This is a genomic window from Oscillibacter sp. KLE 1745 (genome assembly GCF_000469445.2).
Classification (GTDB): Bacteria; Bacillota; Clostridia; order Oscillospirales; family Oscillospiraceae; genus Oscillibacter; species Oscillibacter welbionis.
The window spans coordinates 1-16179 of sequence record NZ_KI271777.1 but is presented as its reverse complement, the minus strand read 5'-3'; the positions used below and the strand labels follow the sequence as shown (position 1 = coordinate 16179).

Below are 16179 nucleotides of genomic sequence, written 5' to 3'. Positions count from 1 at the left end.
TTTTGGATGCCTGCCTCTTTTTTCGGTTTACTTCCGTCCCACGATCACCTTGCGGAGGATGTCCACGGGGATCATGGTGAACGCCAGCAGAATGGCGGCAGCCCACCCGGCGGGCGGGAAGGGCACACAGCTGAACATATTGCTGATCCAGCCGAATACCGGCACGGGGATCAGGGCAGCGTTGACGATGAACGCCTGCACCAGGACGATGATAACGAACACCCGCATGAAACCGGGGTTCAGCTTCAGATCCTTAAAGATGTCAAAGCTGTCGCTGCGCACGTTGAAGGCGTTGAACAGGGCGCTCCAGATGAACAGCACGAAATAGGCGGAGAGCTTCTGCTCCGTGCTGGCAAAGAAGCTGTCAAAGAAAGGCACTTTCAGGAAGACAAAGCTCAACGCCGTCAGCCACAGGCCCATGGTGACGATCTGGGCCATCATGGACTTGCTGACAATGCTCTCATCCCGGCGGCGGGGCGGCTCGGACATATACCGCTCCTGGGCGGGCTCATTGCCCAGCATGATGGCGCCCAAGCCGTCCATCACCAGGTTCACGAACAGCAGGTGGGTGACTTTCAGGGGCTCCTCCACGCCGAAGAAGGGAGCGATAGCGCTGACCACCACGGCGGCCACATTGATGACCAGCTGGAACCTGCAGAATTTCAGGATATTGTGGTAAATGGTCCGGCCGTACCAGATGGCGTCCTTGATGGACTTGAAGTTGTCGTCCAGGATGACGATCTTGCCGGCCTCCTTGGCAGCCTCGGTGCCGCTGCCCATGGCGAAGCCCACGTCCGCCCGCTTCAGGGCCGGGGAGTCGTTGACGCCGTCGCCGGTCATGCCCACCACCAGGTTCAGCTCCTGGCACAGGCGCACCATCCGGGACTTGTCCGTGGGCAGGGCGCGGGCGATGACCCGGATGCGGGGGATGATCTTCTTCACCTCGTCGTCGGACAGCTCGTTGAGCTGGGTGGAGGTCAGCGCCACATCGTCCCGGGTCCGCAGCAGCCCGGCCTCCCGGGCGATGGCCACGGCGGTCTCCAGCCGGTCGCCGGTAATCATGACCACCTGGATGCCGGCCTTCTGCACCTCGGCGATGGCCTCCCGGGCCTCGGGACGCACGTCGTCCCGGATGCCCACCAGGCCGATCAGCACCGTGTCGGCGTTGATGGCGTTCTCCGTCATCTCGCTGGGGGAGTAGCCGAAGGCCAGCACCCGCATGGACTTGCCTGCCAGCTCGTCGATCTTGGCGTTCAGGGACTCCAGGTCCAGGGGATGCTCGTCCCCGTCCAGGCTGAGGTACTTCTGGGCCACGGCCAGGAACTTCTCCGGCGCGCCCTTGTAGAAGGTGCGGCCCGCCCCGGCGATGTAGGCCTGGCTGAACTTATTGGCGGAGTTGAAGCTTTGGGATTTGGTGACGGCATAGGAGGAGACCTCATCCAGCTTGTGGAAGGTCTCCTGCCCCAGAAAGCGCATCAGCGCCTGGTCCGTGGCGTTGCCGCCCACCACGCGGCCGCTGCCGTCATACATGGACTGGCTGTTCTTGCCGATGGCCAGATCGATCAGGCCCTTGAGCTTGGTTTGCTGGGCCAGTTGATCCAGAGGGATAGCCACGCCGTCTGCGGTGAAGAACTCCACCACCTCCAGGTGGCCCTTGGTAATGGTGCCCGTCTTGTCACTGAACAGGATGTTCAGGGAGCCGGCGGTCTCGATGCCCTCCGCCTTGCGGACCAGCACGTTGTGGTCCAGCATCTTGCTGGTGTTCTGCATCAGCACCAGAGAGATCATCAGGGGCAGCCCCTCCGGCACGGCGCACACGATGATGACCACCGCCAGGGACACAGCCTCCACGATGTCCTGGATGATGACTGGGGCTCCGGAGGAGAAGTACGCCGCAAACCCGCCGGCGGAGAGGATGAAGTAGCCAAAGTACATGATGGCGATAACCACGGCGCCGATGTAGCCGAAGCGGGAGATCATGTCCGCCAGCTTCCCGAGCTTCACCTTCAGGGGAGAGTCCGGCTCGTCGTCCTGCATCTCCTCGGCCATCTTGCCCATCATGGTGGCAAGGCCCACCTTGCGCACATCCAGCACGCCCTCGCCGTCAAACAGCACGGCGCCCCGGAACAGGGAGTGGGCGTCCACGAAGGTGTCGCCGGTGATGTCCTCCGGCAGGGGGAAGGACTCGTCCGCCGCGGTCTTGGGGCATTCCTCCGCCTCGCCGTTGAGGGCGGAGTTGTCCACCCTTAAAGTTCCGTGGATCAGCACGCCGTCCGCCGGCACCTTGTCGCCGGACTGGAGCAGGACCTTGTCCCCCACCACCACGTCATCCACGTCGATGACGGTGACCAGACCGTTGCGGTAGACCTTGCACTGATCTTTTTTGGTGCTGTCCTTCAGCTGGCGGTACTTCGTGTCGCTGGCCACGCCGGTCTTGGCGGAGACGAATGCCACGATCAGCACGGCCACGACAGTGCCGATGGGCTCATAGATCTCCGCATAGCCCAGCACACACATGACGATCATCAGGGCCGCAATAGCCAGAAGGATGCGGATCATGGGGTCCTTGAACGTCTCCTTGAACTCCGCCCAGAAGGTGGTGGGTTCGGAGTCGGGGATCACATTGGACCCGTACTTTTTTCGGGATTCCTCAACTTGTTTGTCAGTCAGTCCATTAAAATGCATGATTGTTACACCCATTCGCTGCGGGAAGGGGGCCTGCGCACAGCAGACCCCTCCCGCGGTTCAAATTTTCAATATCTTTTTTTGGGGCCGCCGCTCACATATAGCGCCGGGCCAGCTCCACCAGGCCGGGATCCGTGGTGGCCTGGCCGATGGCGTTGAACTTCCACTCGCCGTTGTTGCGATAGACCTCGCCGAAGATCATGGCGGTCATGTTGTCGTAGTTCTCGGAGAGGTTGTAGCGGCACATCTCCTGGTTGTTCCGGGCGTCCACGATGCGGATGAACGCGTTCTGGATCATGCCGAAGTGCTGGCGGCGCTGCACTGCCTGATAGATGTTCACCACCAGGACAATGCGGTCATACTCCGCGGGGACGCGGGCCAGATCCACCACGATCTGCTCATCGTCGCCTTCGCCGGCGCCGGTCAGGTTATCGCCCATGTGCTGGACAGTGCCGGTGTAGTGCTTCAGATTGCCGAAGTAGACGATGTCCTTCTTGTCCGTCAGCTTGCCGTTCTGCAGCACAAAGGCAGAGGCATCGCAATCGATGGCGGGGCCAGAGGACCCGAACAGGCCGCCGAACAAACCGCCCTTGGACTTGGCGGCCTCATCCCAGCCCAGACCGATGATGACTTTGGAAAGACCCTCGTTGCCCTTGGTCAGGCTGATCTTCTGGCCCTTTTGCAGACTCACAGACATATATATTTCCTCCTTCAAAATGTCCGGCCGCGCCCCCGGGCGCGGCCGGAGAGATCTGATGCTCCCTGTCGGGATGCTTATTCCACGTCCACGCCGTAGTTGGCGCACAGGGCCGCCAGACCGCCCTGATAGCCGCTGCCAATGGCGTTGAACTTCCACTCGCCGTTGTTCTTATAGACCTCACCGAACACCGCCGCCGTCTCGATGGAGAAGTCCTCGCCCAGGTCATAGCGGAGCATCTCCTGGCCGTTGGTCTCATCGAAGATGCGGATGAAGGCGTTGTTCACCATACCGAAGTTCTGCCGGCGGCTCTCCGCCTCGTAGATGGTCACGGTGAAGGCAATGCGCTGGATGTTGTCGGGCACCTTCGTCAGGTCGATGCGGATCTGTTCATCGTCCCCGGCACCCTCCCCGGTCAGGTTATCGCCCAGATGCTCCACCGCGCCGGAACTGTGCTTGAGATTGCCGTAGAACACGAAGTCCCCGGAGGAGGTCACTTTGCCGCTCTCTCCCAGCAGGAAGGCCGCCGCGTCCAAATCAAAATCCCCGCCGGTGTCAAAGCTGTTCACGTCCCAGCCCAGGCCCACGACCACCTTGGTCAGGCCGGGATTCCCCTTGGTCAGGCTGACTTTCTGTCCTTTTTGTAAACTGATAGGCATGATATTCCTCCTTGTAATCACTCAGCGTCAATGCCGTAGTGGCCGCACAGGGCTGCCAGACCGCCCTGGAAGCCGCTGCCGATGGCATTGAATTTCCACTCGCCGTTGTGGCGGTACAGCTCACCCACCACGATGGCCGTCTCGATGGAGAAGTCCTCCGCCAGGTCGTAGCGGATCAGTTCCGTGCCGGTGGACTGGTCCACGATGCGGATGAAGGCATTGGACACCTGGCCGAAGTTCTGGCGGCGGTTCTCCGCGTCATAGATGGTGCAGGTGAAGGCGATCCGCTCGATGCTGGCGGGCACCTTGGCCAGATCCACCATGATCTGCTCGTCATCGCCGTCGCCTTCGCCGGTCAGGTTGTCGCCCATGTGCTCCACCGCGCCGGTGCTGTGCTTGAGGTTGCCGTAGAAGATGAAGTCCCGCTCCGTGGGGCACTTTCCGCTGGCGCCCAGCAGGAAGGCAGCCGCGTCCAGGTCAAAGGCGCTGCCGCTGTCAAAGGCGTTCACGTCCCAGCCCAGGCCCACCATGATCTTGGTGAGGCCGGGGTTGCCCTTGGTCAGGTCGACTTTTTGTCCCTTGGAAAGATTGATCGGCATAGTGATTTCCTCCGTTCCCAATATTTAATGATTCACGGACCCCTTGTCCGGCATGTGATACATCTGGTCGAACTGGGCCTTGATGGCCTCCAGTCGCTTTTGGTCCTCCACCCGCTGCTTGCGGGCGTTCTCCTGGATCTGCTTCGTCTCGTCGATGCCGCTGACGATGGTGCGCCAGGTCTGCTCCAGCGTCTCGATTTTAATGGAGCTGCCGGAGGCCAGACGGGCGGTCATCTTGGCCTGCTCCGCCGTGTTCTGGGCGTTGCGGATCAGCATTTCATTGGTCTTGGCGTCCAGGGCGCTCATGGCCTCCGCCTGCAGCCGCTGGCGCTTGAGCATGATGGCCTGGGTCAGCGCCTGCTTGAACACCGGCAGGGTGATGATGAAGGCGGAGTTGATCTTCCGCACCAGATTCATATTGCTGAACTGCATGGTCTTGATCATGGGGATGGACTGCATGGCCACGTTCTCCGCCGTCCGCAGGTCCTGAGTCCGCTGCTCCAGCATCATCAGGGCCTGATTCAGGGTGGTCAGCTCGAACTGGATGGAGTTGTCCCCTGTGGCCTCCATATCCGCCTGGCGCTGGGCGATGTATGCCTCCAGCTCCCGGCACCCCTGCTCACCGGCCAGGATGTAACGCACCAGCTCGTGGTAGTAGTTCACATTGGCCTGGAACATCTCCTCCAGCTTCCGGTTGGACTGCTTGATGTCTGCCTCGTACTGCTTCAGCTGGACATAGATCTTGTCCACTTCATCGCCCATGGTGTGGTACTTGGCGAGGATTTTGTCCAGCTGCTTGCGGAGGTTTCCGAACAGCTTGCCGAAGAGGCCGGGGTTCTCCTTGATCTCTTCGATGTCGAACTTGTCCATGATCTTGGCCAGCGTGTTCAGCATCGCGCTGGAGTCATCCAGCTGGGACAGGTTCATGCTGTTGAGTACCACGTCGGAGCACTTGGAGATCTCGTCTGCTGCTCCGGCGCCGAAGGAGACAATGGACTCCAGGTTGTATACCTCGATCTGGCTGGCCAGGGCATCCACCTCCGGCGAGTTGACCAGCGTCTGGGTCATCATCTGCCGGTCGGCGGAGATGTCGTACTGCTGATAGCTCTCTTCTTCCTGGGGGGCGGCAGGTGCCTGTCCCTGAGAGGGCTGAGGCTGGGATGGGGTCGGTCTGCTGAGATTCAGGCCCATAAGTCATATACTCCTTCCAAATAGTTTTCTGATGGAGTGCAGTCCGCTTTCCTGCACGGTGTTGAAATCAGGAATCCGCAGGTCGTAAAGATAGTCCCCGATCTGCGTCTCGCTGGCAAAGGGGCGCGTGAAGTGCTGCTCGATGCACTGGTAGCCGGTGGGGACGAAGAATAGCACGTCGAAGCCCACTAGGCTCAAAAACGCGGCGAGGATGCTGTCCTCCAGAGAGATCCTCTCCTCCGTGGGGTTGATGTAGATGAGCTTGGGGTTCTTCTTGGTGAAGTCGAACTTCTGGATCTTCCGCAGCAGGTCCTTGGGGAGATTCAGGGCGGTGGCGATCACCGTGTACTCCGTGCCGTTCTCAAAGGTGCCGCGGATCAGCTTCTGGTCCAGCAGCAGCTGCAATTTGTCCAACAGGTGCTCCTGCATCTCCGCCCGCAGGATGCCGTAGAGATAGGCGCTGTGGGACTTGATCTTGCCGCGCAGCAGCTTGCCGTTCTTCAAAAACTGCGTGGCGTACGGCTTCACGGGGTTGGGATCCGTGCCCTGGACCCAGGGGACAGACCGGACCACCTCCGTGTCCGGCGTGATGAGCTTCTTGATGTCCAGCCAGTACTGGGAGGCGTTGCCGTCCTTCACGCCGCAGATCTTCTGGCAGATCACCGGCAGGGTGACGGTGTCCCCCGCGGCGGAAAAGCTGGGACGGTATTTCATCTCCTGGTCCCACAGAATCGGGATCTCCTCGTACATGGTCTGCAGCAGGACCGTGGAGGCTTTGGCGTACTGCTGGTTCCGATACAGTCCCGTATCCTGGTACATCAGCCGGTCCAGATCCCGCTCCGCCTGATAGGCGGCGGTGGTGACCCGGGCCTGGTTCTGGTCCACCGGGAAGCGGTCCAGAGAGACGGATTGGGGACAGTGGACCTCCAGCAGATCCGGGGTGTGGAGGGCGCTGCCCTCATTCAGATTGGGGAGCAGCAACAGGACATCCACCGGCAGGCGGGCCAGCAGCTGCAGAAACAGGGCTCCGGTGTCCGACGCGCATCTGCCAAACTGGAGAAAGACCGCCACCTCCGGCGCCTTCCAGTCCGGAAAGAGGTCCTTCTGATACCGGTTCAGCCAGCACAGGAGGTACACCGCCCGGCTGGTGAGCTTGGAGACGCTGCCGCCGCACCGCTCCCCCTCCTCCAGCACCAGATCGATGAAAGCTCGGGTCATCAGGCGCTGGAGCTCCACATTGGCCGGATACCGGATGTTGGCGGCGAGACCCGCCGCCAGCTGCTCTGCGGAGGCGTAGTTGCCCCGCTTGACCGCGGCGATCTCCTCCGGCCCGGGGGGCGCGGGGTCTCCGTTGACCACGCAGATCCGGCGGCCGCCGCCCTGGAGGGACTGATAAAACGCGAAGAGGTCGTTGGTATAGGTGAGATTGTCCTCCACGCCGTACTGGCAGAGGAAGAGGTTGCAGAAAAAGCGGGGATCGTTTCCGCGGGCCTGCACAGCCGTCAGCGCCGCGTTCAGCTCTGCCTTCTGCACCCAGGCGTTGGTGCAGGGAGAGAGGGAGGGCGGCGTGCCGTAGAGCCGCTGGCGGCGCACCTCCCGCTCCAGCTCCGCCTGAAGCTGCTTGACACCGAAGCCCGCCGGGAAGGACCCCAGGCCAGGGGCCTGATACAGGTGCGACAGGGCCGACTGGGGGTCCACGGTGAGATATGCCTGGTCGCCGCCGCACTCCAGCAGGACGATATCCGCCCCCGCCCGGGAGAGGACCGTCAGCAGCTGCAGCTCATAATGGCTCACGTCCCCGGCATAGAGGATCTTGGGCAGCGTCTCGCCGCCCAGCACGTTGACGATCCGCTCGAACTTGTAGTAGAGCCAGCACATGTATTTCATGTAGGCATTGCGGAGCATATTGTCGTTTTTGCCCGCCCGGCGCATATCGTCCAGGGTGGCATACATGGCCGTCACCACAGCGTCCCGCTGCCCGTCCGTCATCCGGGGCAGCCATTTTTTCAGCCGCTGGGAGAGAAAATCCCGGTCCATCTGGAAACCGGACCCCATCATCTCATTGAAATAGGACAGGTTGTCGGGCGTGGGGTTGGGGATGCGCCCGTCGATGATGACGCCGGACCGGCGGGCCGCCTCATAGTAGCGGCGCAGAAAAGCGGCCACCGTCTCCCCGTACCCGGCGATCCGGCAGAAAAACACGCGGGACCCGCCCCGTTCCGAGAGCGGGCGGAAATAATCATTCAGTTGTGCCGTTCCCGCCTGTTGAAACATCGTAGCCCAGTCTCTTTCTCATCACAAGATTTGTGTTTCTCATTATAGCGGCTTTGGAGAGGATTTTCAACAGATGCATGGAGCATAGCTTGAGAATCCACAAAAATTTTACATTCGTCAGCATGGCGCGGGTATTTTCTTCTCCGGCGGGAAGTGCTATAATAGCGCCCATAAGTGCCCGGCCGAAGCCGGCCGCTGATCTGAAGGTAAAAGAGGATGAGCATGAGAAGCAAGTTGACTGGATATGACGTGGGAGCACTGCTCTACTGCCCTGCCAACGCCCACGGGTCGATTGTGGGCGCGATTGTGGAGCAGCGGTTTCCAACGCCGTATTCTCTGGCGTTCTGCCTGGAGGACACGGTGCGGGAGGACGCCGTGGCGGACGCGGAGCGGATGCTGCGGGGGACGCTGTCCCGGATCGCGTCCGCTGCGGAGGGCGGCTCCTTTTTTCTGCCGCCCATTTTTGTCCGGGTCCGGTCACCGGAGCAGCTGCTGCGGCTGGCGGAGGAGTACGCCCCGTTTTCCTCCATTCTCCGCGGATTCATCCTGCCCAAGTTTTTCCTGGAGAACTGCGGGGCCTATCTTGCAGCCATCCGCTCCATCGGCCGGACGGAGGAGTACTTCTATATGCCGGTGTTTGAGTCTGCGGCCATGATTCCCCCGCAGACTCGCCGGGAGGCTCTGACGGAGGTGCGGGCCCAGCTGGACACCGTGTCTGGCTCCATTTTAAACATCCGGGTGGGGGGGAACGACCTCTCCCACGCCTTCGGCCTGCGCCGTCCGGCAAATCGGACCATCTACGACCTGCGCCCGGTGGCGGATATCCTCATCGACATCGTGGCGGCTTTCGGCACTCAATACGTGGTGTCCGGCCCGGTATGGGAGTATTACTCCGGCGAGGGATGGGAAGAGGGGCTGCGCCGGGAGATGGAGCTGGATCTGCTGAATGGCTTCACCGGCAAGACCGTCATCCATCCCAATCAGATCCCCGTGGTGAACGAAATGCTCCGCGTCTCCCAGCGGGATTACGCGGACGCCCGGGCTATCCTGAACTGGGATACCGGCAGCGGCAGTCTGGTCTCTGCCAGTGAGGACGGCGGCCGGATGAACGAGTACAACACCCATAGCCGCTGGGCCCGGCGGATCGTCCTGCGTGCGGAGCGGTACGGCGTCAGGGCGTGAGAAAAAGGACTTGAATTTCGCTCCGACCTCCTGTATAATAAACCAGTATCCACCGGCCAGTGTGATGGAATTGGTAGACGTGACGGACTCAAAATCCGTTGGTGGCGACACCGTGTGGGTTCGAGTCCCACCACTGGCACCAGTTGAAAATACTCAGGTTTTTCATGAATTGAAAACCTGAGTATTTTCTTTTTGAAGCCCGGTTCTCTCCCCGAGTTCTCTCCTCCGGCTTAAATCGCGGCTGAGATGCCAGGGGTGATGCTGACTGTCTGGTTCATTTTCGTTGCAGGCTGTTTCTTGGAATCCGTGTCCAAGTGCGCGTAGATATTGGCGGTTGTAGCGTAGCTGCTGTGTCCCAGCCAATCCTGAATATCCTTCACCGCGACTCCGTTTTTCAGAAGCAGGGATGCGCACGTATATCTGGAATCGTGGAAACGAATCGGACGAAGGCCGTGCTGCTTCAGGACCCGCTTGAAATGGTGGACACAAAATTAGGCTTATATGGGATACCCAGCTCGTTGACATAGATGTACTCCGACTCCGTGTAGCAGTTTCCGCAGAACTCTTTACAAGCGGCTTTCCGTTCCTGCATCCGCAGCAGAAGTTCCCGGTACTGGGGAACCGGCGGCATCGTTCTGCAGCTGGATTTGTTTTTCATCCGGTTCTTGCCATCGGAACGATACTGGACCACGGTATGATCGACCGTGAGAGTATTTCCCTCAAAGTCGATTGCGCTTCACCGCAGTCCCATAATCCCACTTCTACGCAGGCCGTAGAACGCAGCCATCAGGACCGGAAATTCTACCGGATCTCCTTACATAAAATGTCCATCAAAAATGACCAAATAAATAAAATGGTTGTCTTAATGCATGTGTATTCGCTCCATACGGAGCCGGCCTGTAAAAGTAAGTATGCGCTCGTGTTACATTTTTGTTTCTCCCAAAAGGGAAAACCGTTCACATCTTCAAATGGATCATTTGATAGAAAAGTCACACGGGTGTGGAGGAATTCGTATGCCTAAGATATTTTCAGATTGAGCATTTTCCCTTTTCTCAAAAAGAGCAGGCCCATAATCACCATGTAGCCCTCCTTGAGCACCATGAGACCAAACAGGACCCACATCTGGGGATAGCGGAAGGCCAGACAAAGAGTCAATGCACCGTGTGTCAGTTTGTCCGCGATCGGGTCAAGCGCCTTGCCCAAATTTGTGATCATGTTGAACTTTCTTGCGATCATCCCATCAAACAGATCCGTGAGACTGGAGAGGAGGACAACACCTGCGGCCCAATGGTACGCTTCTTTTGCCAGATAGAGGTAACAGAATACCGGAATGAGGAGGAGCCGAAAATATCCCATCAGGTTCGGAATAGAGAATCTCTCTTTTGTGTTGAATGGCTTCATTGAGGTTCTTCTCCCTCTCCTATATGCAGACAAGTCATGCGGAAGCAGAAGACTGGAAAAATTGCGACAACGCGTTTACAGCTTCGGCTTCGTCAGGGCCGTCTGCAGCGACCTGTACCTGCTGTCCCTGACGAAAGCCGAAGGAGACGACCCCGAGAAGACTTTTCGCATTGATGCTTCGCTCACCGGCGATTATGCGGATGGTGCTCTGAAAGACATTGGCATGGCTTACAAACAGTGCGGCTGTATGTGTGGTGAAATCCTCCTCCAACTGCAATGAAAGGGTCCGCGTTGTCATGGGAATCGTCCTCCCAATGATAGATTTTCATTTATAAATGCTCGATCCAGGGGCTTCGGAACATGTGCGCTTATGATGCGCGATATTTGCGCTCTCCTTTGCACAGCCAGCCCTTTCTTCTCCAACTCCGAAATTCCCAGCGGGCCAGCAGCAGGCAGAGCAGGAACGCAAGAGCATCGGCTATCGGTGCGGCCAGAAGTGCGCCGTCCAGCCCGAAGGAGCGGGATAGCAGAAGCGCCAGAGGGATCAGGAAGCAGCCCTGCCGGGCCAGAGGAATCAGCAGGGACTTACCAGGCCGGCCGATCCCCTGGAAGAAGGAGGCTGAGGTCATGTGAAGGCCATACAGGAAAAAGGCCAGCATATAGAGCCGGAAGCAGTGCTGTGCGCAATCCAGATAGAGCGCATTGTCCGATACAAAGCAGCTTGCGATCTGCCGCGGGAACACCATGAAAATGAGAAACCACACCACTGAAATGCCTACTGCAATAAGAGAAGCTATATGGAATGTCTTTTGGACCCGCGCATAGTGGTTGGCGCCGAAATTATAGCCGTTGATGGGCTGGATGGCAGAGGACACCCCGACGAACATGGAGTGAGCGATCTGGTAGACCTTCATCATCATGCCGTAGACGGATAAGGCAATGTCACTGCCATAGACTGTGGCGGCTCCATAGGCCCGCATCAGATTGTTCAGGGTAATCTGCACCAGAGCGGAGAGCATCTGCGTAAGCAAGCTGGGGAAGCCCAGTGCCAGAATACGACAGGTCAGCTTCCGTGTAGGGCGCAGGTCCTCCCGCCGGATATGAACGGTTTTGAGGCGGCGCAGGTAGAGCAGGGCCAGGCATCCAGCAGCCACCTGCCCGATCACCGTGGCGATCCCGGCGCCCACAACGCCCATCTTCAGCGGAAAGATAAAGATAGGGTCCAGGATCAGGTTGATGACCGCCCCTGTCATCATGCACTTCATCATGTACTGCGGGGAGCCGTCTGCCCGGATAATGGCGGTGAAGGCGGGACAAAGGAGCTGGAACGGGATCCCCCATGCGATGGCGCGCATATAGGACAGAGACTCTGCATAGGCAGTCGGCGTCGCGCCGAAAAGGACTACGATCTGCGGGGCGAAGATGCCGCAGGCCAGAGCGGCCAGCAGACCGCTGGCCAAGATCAGGGTGAGGGCGTGACTGATGGTGCTGTCCGCCTCCCGCTGCTCTTTCCGACCCAGGCACAGACTGATATTGGCGGCACATCCGTCTCCCAGCATCAATGCCACAGCATTGACCAGAATGGTCAGCGGGAACGCGATATTAGTGGCTGCCATTCCTGTAATGCCCACGCCCTGTCCGACAAAGATCTGATCCACGATGTTATAGAGGTAGTTGACCATCAGTGTCAGTGAGGTGGGAACGGCGTATCGAACGATCAGTTTGGGTATGGGATCCGTTTCCAATGGGTTTGGCTGCAGGTTTGGCTCCATAGCAAGGCTCCTTCCGTATTCATACTGGACGCTTCCGAGGGAGAAGCCGCCGGAAATAAAAAATCCCGGCGCCATTTCCCTGACGCAGAGAGATGGCTGTACCGGGTGCTTAGAGTATACACTTTTGCTTGAGGAGGATGGGCATCCGGCACGGCACCAGAAAGCCTTCTTCTCCCCTCCAGACCGAACCTGTTGGCTCCGGAATTCCACCGGATTAGCTGATCGCTCGCGGACTGTTACCGCCAGTAGAGAAATATCTCGTTTCCGAAGAAAACTTACATACCTAAATGTATCATTAAATAAAAGAACCGTCAAGGAAAATGTCCTTCCCGCCGTATCAACTTCTGCGCTTTCTGATCGATATCCTGTGTCTCGTACAAGGCATTCCATTTTGGCTTTTCCTGTGGTAAAATATCAAAATCGACAAAATCACAGGAGGCAGGACAGGGATGAAAACGGGCTTGGTCTTGGAGGGCGGCGCCATGCGCGGAATGTTTACCGCAGGCGTTCTGGACTCCTGGATGGATGAACAGATATCCTTTGACGGAATCGTCGGTGTGTCGGCCGGTGCGCTGTTTGGGATCAATGCTCCTGCCGGCCAGAAGGGACGCGCCATACGGTATAATTTAAAGTATATCCGGGATAAGCGGTACATGGGGCTGCGCTCGCTGCTGACCACGGGCAATCTGATCAACGCCGACTTCGCCTTCTATGAGGTGTCCTCCAAGCTGGATATATTTGATGAAGCGGCCTTTCAGAGATCGGGCGTTGACTTCTATGCCGCGGTCACCGATCTGCACACAGGCGCCCCGGAGTATATCCGGATCACAGAGCCGTTCCGTCAGATGGAGGTCCTGCGGGCCACCTCTGCCATGCCCTATGTCTCCCGGCCTGTGGAGTTGGATGGGAGGTTCTACCTGGATGGCGGGGTCAGCGACAGTATTCCAGTCCATTTCTGCAAGAGTCTGGGCTACGACAAGACCGTTCTCGTGCTCACACGTCCCTTGGAGTATCGGAAAGAGCGGCCCGCAGCATGGCTTCAGCGATTCAACCGCCTCTATTACCATCGCTATCCGGCCTTTGCGGAGAGTCTGAACCGGCGGTGGGAAGTCTATAACCGGCAGGTGGAGGAGATCATAGGGATGGAGCAGCGCGGGGAGCTCTTCGTGGTTCGGCCCAATGGCCCACTCCCAATCAGGCGTGTGGAAAAGGACCCCGCCAAGCTGCAGGCTGTTTATGACCTCGGGGCAGAGGCCGGCAGGGCGTCTCTCAGCGGACTGAAAGAGTATTTGCTGACGCATGAATGATGGTAGATGATATAGGAAATTGCGCATCCAGCAGGCAGGGGCTTGTATGGATGCGCAGTTTTTCTTTGTGCAGTATACAGCGTCCCTTGGTCCAGGTATCATGGTTGGCAAAACTGGCGGGATGGCATATATACTTTTTGAATAAAGAATTTCTGATACATATCGGACAAATTGACATTTTTTTCAAGTAACATTATAATGTTCATATATTTACTGCCACAAGAGGACGTGGTTAGAAGGGGTGAAGAATATGGATCAGGATCTGCCCTTATGGGTAGAGGGCTGCGCCGAAACATATATAATGTGGGTGTGAATGGAAGCAGACAGCTGCTGAAGATCTTGCCGGACAAAGGTATGCAGGTGCGGCCCTCTGGAGCAAACAAAGAAAAGGAGGGCATTTTTGATGGATCACAGCGTATTGACGATTTTGGATCTGGGAATCATTGCGGCATACCTTGTCATCATGGTCCTGGTGGGGGTCTATTCTGTCAGGCGGATCCAGAACACAAAGGATTATTATGTAGCGGGCCGGTCCTTTGGGCCGATGGTGCTGATGGCCACTGTCTGCGCGACGATCATCGGCGGCAGCGGTCTGATGGGCCGGGCAGGTGTGGCCTATACCGACGGCTTCAAGGCGGTCCTTACCGCAATTCCATACCTTCTGGGAATGTTCATTTTCTCCGGCATCGCCGGGAAGATCTCGGATATCGGGATGCAGTACGGGATCACCTCTATCCCGGAGCTGTTTGAACGGCGGTTTGGCCGGGCAGCCAAGATCACCCTCTCTGTGCTGATCGCGTTCGCCATGATGGGGACGGTGGCCTCCCAGGTCACCGCCACGGCCACGATCATCCGGATGCTGGGGGGAGAGTTCGGCCTCTCCTATGAGATGGGCGCGCTGATCGCAACAGTGGTCTTTATGGTCTACACAGCCACCTCCGGCCTGTTCGGCGTGGTATACACCGACGTGCTGCAGTTTTATATGTTGATCGTCTTCGTGTATATCCTGATCCCGGTGGCGGCCCTGTTCAACGTAGGCGGCTTTGCGAACTTTGCGGCCAACCTGGACCCGGCGCTGGTGGAGCCGCATATTGACGGCAGCATTTTGGGAGACATCATCACCTATCTGGTTTTCACCATGGCAGGTGCGGAAATGTGGCAGCGCGCATTTGCCGCCAAGAGCCGAAGGGCGGCAAAGCGCGGGATGTTCCTGGGTACGGCCGTATACGGCGTGACCATTGTGCTGGTCTACTTCATGGGTGTTGTGGGCCGTCAGATCCTCGGCGGCGACATCCTGGCGCAGTATGGCTCGACGGACGCTGTCGTTCCGGCCCTGGCGATCCGGATCCTTCCCGCCGGTCTGACGGGACTTGCGTTGGCCGGTATGCTCTCGGTCATCATGTCCACGGCGGACAGCTATCTGCTGGTATCTGTGCAGACCTGCGTCCACGACATCGGAAAGACCATCCGTCCCCAAATGCCGGAGCGGACCGAGATCTCCCTCTCCCGCATCTTCTCCATTGTCCTGCCCCTGGGCGCGCTGGTGATCGCGTTGTACATCCACAATGCATACAACATCCTCATGTTCGCCTGGAGCTTCTATGCCGCATCGGCTGGGATTCCCGCATTTGCAGCGCTGTTCTGGAAGAAGGCAACCAAGACCGGCGTCATGGCCGGGTTGCTGGGCGGGTTTGTTGTCTGCGTTGGCTGGAAGCTGGCAGGCCAGCCCTTCGGCCTTGGGGCGGCGGTGCCGGGCACGGTTGCCTGCGGTATCGCACTGGTCGTTGTGAGCCTTGCGACTTATAAGCGCGCACCGTCCGTATTCCTGAAAGCTGAAAAGCAGAGCTGATAGGGAGCTGTTGCATCCCCATATCGGAAAGCAATGGAGTGAACATTATAAGAGCCAGCCGGGAATTTTGAAGATCCCCGGCTGGCTTTGTTTTGGCGTATTACTGATAGATAAAAAGTCTCCGGTCAGGCAGCAGACCTCGCCACTGCTGTCTCTGCCCCAATGCCAATGGCACACTCCGCTTTTTCAGATCGCGTCACCAATGCGGCGGTCAGCGCTCCGTCCTCAGAGCTTCCGACAGCGTATGGCAGTTCTTCATCTTCTGCATCCCAAAATCCTGTCCTGCACGCATCAACTACATGGCGGGACGGTGGCCTGCGCTTGTGCGCCTGGCCATGGACCATCTTTGCAACAACAAAGGTTACTGGATTTCTGCTGCGGAACCGGATGATGGCAAAGGCTGAGAAGTGATCCTGATCTGTCCGGAGCACAGCTTCAGCAGACCGATATCCTGCCGTGTGACGCCACTTATCCCATGCGGATTTGTCAGCAGAGCGACATCTTCCTTCTCGCCAATCCGAGCCATTCTCAGAAAGACCAGCTATAAAAAGTCAAGAGGAAAA

14 protein-coding genes and 1 tRNA gene are annotated in these 16179 nt (G+C 58.3%); 4 read left to right on the top strand and 11 right to left on the bottom strand.

What is annotated here, in order from left to right:
* Window positions 1-27: 27 nt before the first annotated feature.
* The 6 genes from HMPREF1546_RS16740 to HMPREF1546_RS16715 form a co-directional block, all read right to left on the bottom strand.
* Window positions 28-2685, bottom strand: coding sequence for a calcium-translocating P-type ATPase, PMCA-type (locus HMPREF1546_RS16740; RefSeq protein ID WP_025545043.1), 2658 nt, complete (start codon window positions 2683-2685; stop codon window positions 28-30).
* Window positions 2686-2779: 94 nt separating this feature from the next.
* Complete coding sequence (locus tag HMPREF1546_RS16735; RefSeq protein ID WP_021748539.1) at window positions 2780-3382, bottom strand: TerD family protein; 603 nt, start codon at window positions 3380-3382, stop codon at window positions 2780-2782.
* 77 nt (window positions 3383-3459) lie between these two features.
* Window positions 3460-4041 (bottom strand): TerD family protein, encoded by a 582-nt coding sequence (locus HMPREF1546_RS16730; RefSeq protein ID WP_021748540.1) that lies wholly within the window; start codon window positions 4039-4041, stop codon window positions 3460-3462.
* 17 nt (window positions 4042-4058) lie between these two features.
* The gene (locus HMPREF1546_RS16725) at window positions 4059-4640 is read right to left on the bottom strand and encodes a TerD family protein (protein ID WP_021748541.1); all 582 of its coding nucleotides are present in this window, start codon (window positions 4638-4640) and stop codon (window positions 4059-4061) included.
* Between the two features lie 24 nt (window positions 4641-4664).
* Window positions 4665-5831, bottom strand: a complete 1167-nt coding sequence (locus HMPREF1546_RS16720) for a toxic anion resistance protein (RefSeq protein ID WP_021748542.1) — start codon at window positions 5829-5831, stop codon at window positions 4665-4667.
* 3 nt (window positions 5832-5834) lie between these two features.
* Complete coding sequence (locus HMPREF1546_RS16715; protein ID WP_021748543.1) at window positions 5835-8105, bottom strand: YceG family protein; 2271 nt, start codon at window positions 8103-8105, stop codon at window positions 5835-5837.
* Window positions 8106-8327: 222 nt separating this feature from the next.
* Here HMPREF1546_RS16715 and HMPREF1546_RS16710 point away from each other — a divergent pair, with 222 nt between their 5' ends.
* Together HMPREF1546_RS16710 and HMPREF1546_RS16705 are read left to right on the top strand one after the other, a co-directional pair.
* Window positions 8328-9287 (top strand): HpcH/HpaI aldolase/citrate lyase family protein, encoded by a 960-nt coding sequence (locus HMPREF1546_RS16710; RefSeq protein WP_036629861.1) that lies wholly within the window; start codon window positions 8328-8330, stop codon window positions 9285-9287.
* A gap of 55 nt (window positions 9288-9342) precedes the next feature.
* Window positions 9343-9429, top strand: a tRNA-Leu gene (locus HMPREF1546_RS16705).
* A gap of 88 nt (window positions 9430-9517) precedes the next feature.
* Here the strand turns inward: HMPREF1546_RS16705 and HMPREF1546_RS20010 are convergent.
* The 5 genes from HMPREF1546_RS20010 to HMPREF1546_RS16685 all read right to left on the bottom strand — a co-directional run bounded on the left by HMPREF1546_RS20010 (window position 9518) and on the right by HMPREF1546_RS16685 (window position 12460).
* Window positions 9518-9727 carry a tyrosine-type recombinase/integrase gene (locus HMPREF1546_RS20010; RefSeq protein ID WP_367646058.1) on the bottom strand — a complete coding sequence of 70 codons (210 nt, stop codon included), beginning with the start codon at window positions 9725-9727 and terminating at the stop codon, window positions 9518-9520.
* Window positions 9728-9747: 20 nt separating this feature from the next.
* Window positions 9748-9945, bottom strand: coding sequence for a hypothetical protein (locus HMPREF1546_RS16700; protein ID WP_021752172.1), 198 nt, complete (start codon window positions 9943-9945; stop codon window positions 9748-9750).
* A 359-nt stretch (window positions 9946-10304) separates the two neighbouring features.
* A complete protein-coding gene (locus HMPREF1546_RS16695; protein WP_021748549.1) occupies window positions 10305-10688 on the bottom strand; it encodes a CDP-alcohol phosphatidyltransferase family protein in 384 nt (127 codons plus the stop codon).
* Between the two features lie 34 nt (window positions 10689-10722).
* On the bottom strand, window positions 10723-10986 hold the full coding sequence (locus HMPREF1546_RS16690) for an HPr family phosphocarrier protein (RefSeq protein WP_021748550.1): 264 nt from the start codon (window positions 10984-10986) through the stop codon (window positions 10723-10725).
* Window positions 10987-11056: 70 nt separating this feature from the next.
* Complete coding sequence (locus HMPREF1546_RS16685; protein ID WP_036629862.1) at window positions 11057-12460, bottom strand: MATE family efflux transporter; 1404 nt, start codon at window positions 12458-12460, stop codon at window positions 11057-11059.
* Window positions 12461-12909: 449 nt separating this feature from the next.
* Between HMPREF1546_RS16685 and HMPREF1546_RS16680 the strand changes: the two genes are divergently transcribed.
* Both HMPREF1546_RS16680 and HMPREF1546_RS16675 read left to right on the top strand, forming a co-directional pair.
* A complete protein-coding gene (locus HMPREF1546_RS16680) occupies window positions 12910-13767 on the top strand; it encodes a patatin family protein (protein ID WP_021748552.1) in 858 nt (285 codons plus the stop codon).
* Window positions 13768-14170: 403 nt separating this feature from the next.
* Complete coding sequence (locus HMPREF1546_RS16675) at window positions 14171-15616, top strand: sodium:solute symporter (protein ID WP_021748554.1); 1446 nt, start codon at window positions 14171-14173, stop codon at window positions 15614-15616.
* Window positions 15617-16179: the final 563 nt, after the last annotated feature.

Bases quoted from the DNA above. Each gene is read 5' to 3' on its own strand.
- HMPREF1546_RS16715 (WP_021748543.1), bottom strand. From the start codon at position 8,105: ATGTTTCAACAGGCGGGAACGGCACAACTGAATGATTATTTCCGCCCG.
- HMPREF1546_RS16735 (WP_021748539.1), bottom strand. From the start codon at position 3,382: ATGTCTGTGAGTCTGCAAAAGGGCCAGAAGATCAGCCTGACCAAGGGC.
- HMPREF1546_RS16700 (WP_021752172.1), bottom strand. From the start codon at position 9,945: ATGAAAAACAAATCCAGCTGCAGAACGATGCCGCCGGTTCCCCAGTAC.
- HMPREF1546_RS16695 (WP_021748549.1), bottom strand. From the start codon at position 10,688: ATGAAGCCATTCAACACAAAAGAGAGATTCTCTATTCCGAACCTGATG.
- HMPREF1546_RS16730 (WP_021748540.1), bottom strand. From the start codon at position 4,041: ATGCCTATCAGTTTACAAAAAGGACAGAAAGTCAGCCTGACCAAGGGG.
- HMPREF1546_RS16685 (WP_036629862.1), bottom strand. From the start codon at position 12,460: ATGGAGCCAAACCTGCAGCCAAACCCATTGGAAACGGATCCCATACCC.
- HMPREF1546_RS16710 (WP_036629861.1), top strand. From the start codon at position 8,328: ATGAGAAGCAAGTTGACTGGATATGACGTGGGAGCACTGCTCTACTGC.
- HMPREF1546_RS16675 (WP_021748554.1), top strand. From the start codon at position 14,171: ATGGATCACAGCGTATTGACGATTTTGGATCTGGGAATCATTGCGGCA.
- HMPREF1546_RS16720 (WP_021748542.1), bottom strand. From the start codon at position 5,831: ATGGGCCTGAATCTCAGCAGACCGACCCCATCCCAGCCTCAGCCCTCT.
- HMPREF1546_RS16725 (WP_021748541.1), bottom strand. From the start codon at position 4,640: ATGCCGATCAATCTTTCCAAGGGACAAAAAGTCGACCTGACCAAGGGC.
- HMPREF1546_RS16740 (WP_025545043.1), bottom strand. From the start codon at position 2,685: ATGCATTTTAATGGACTGACTGACAAACAAGTTGAGGAATCCCGAAAA.
- HMPREF1546_RS16690 (WP_021748550.1), bottom strand. From the start codon at position 10,986: ATGACAACGCGGACCCTTTCATTGCAGTTGGAGGAGGATTTCACCACA.
- HMPREF1546_RS16680 (WP_021748552.1), top strand. From the start codon at position 12,910: ATGAAAACGGGCTTGGTCTTGGAGGGCGGCGCCATGCGCGGAATGTTT.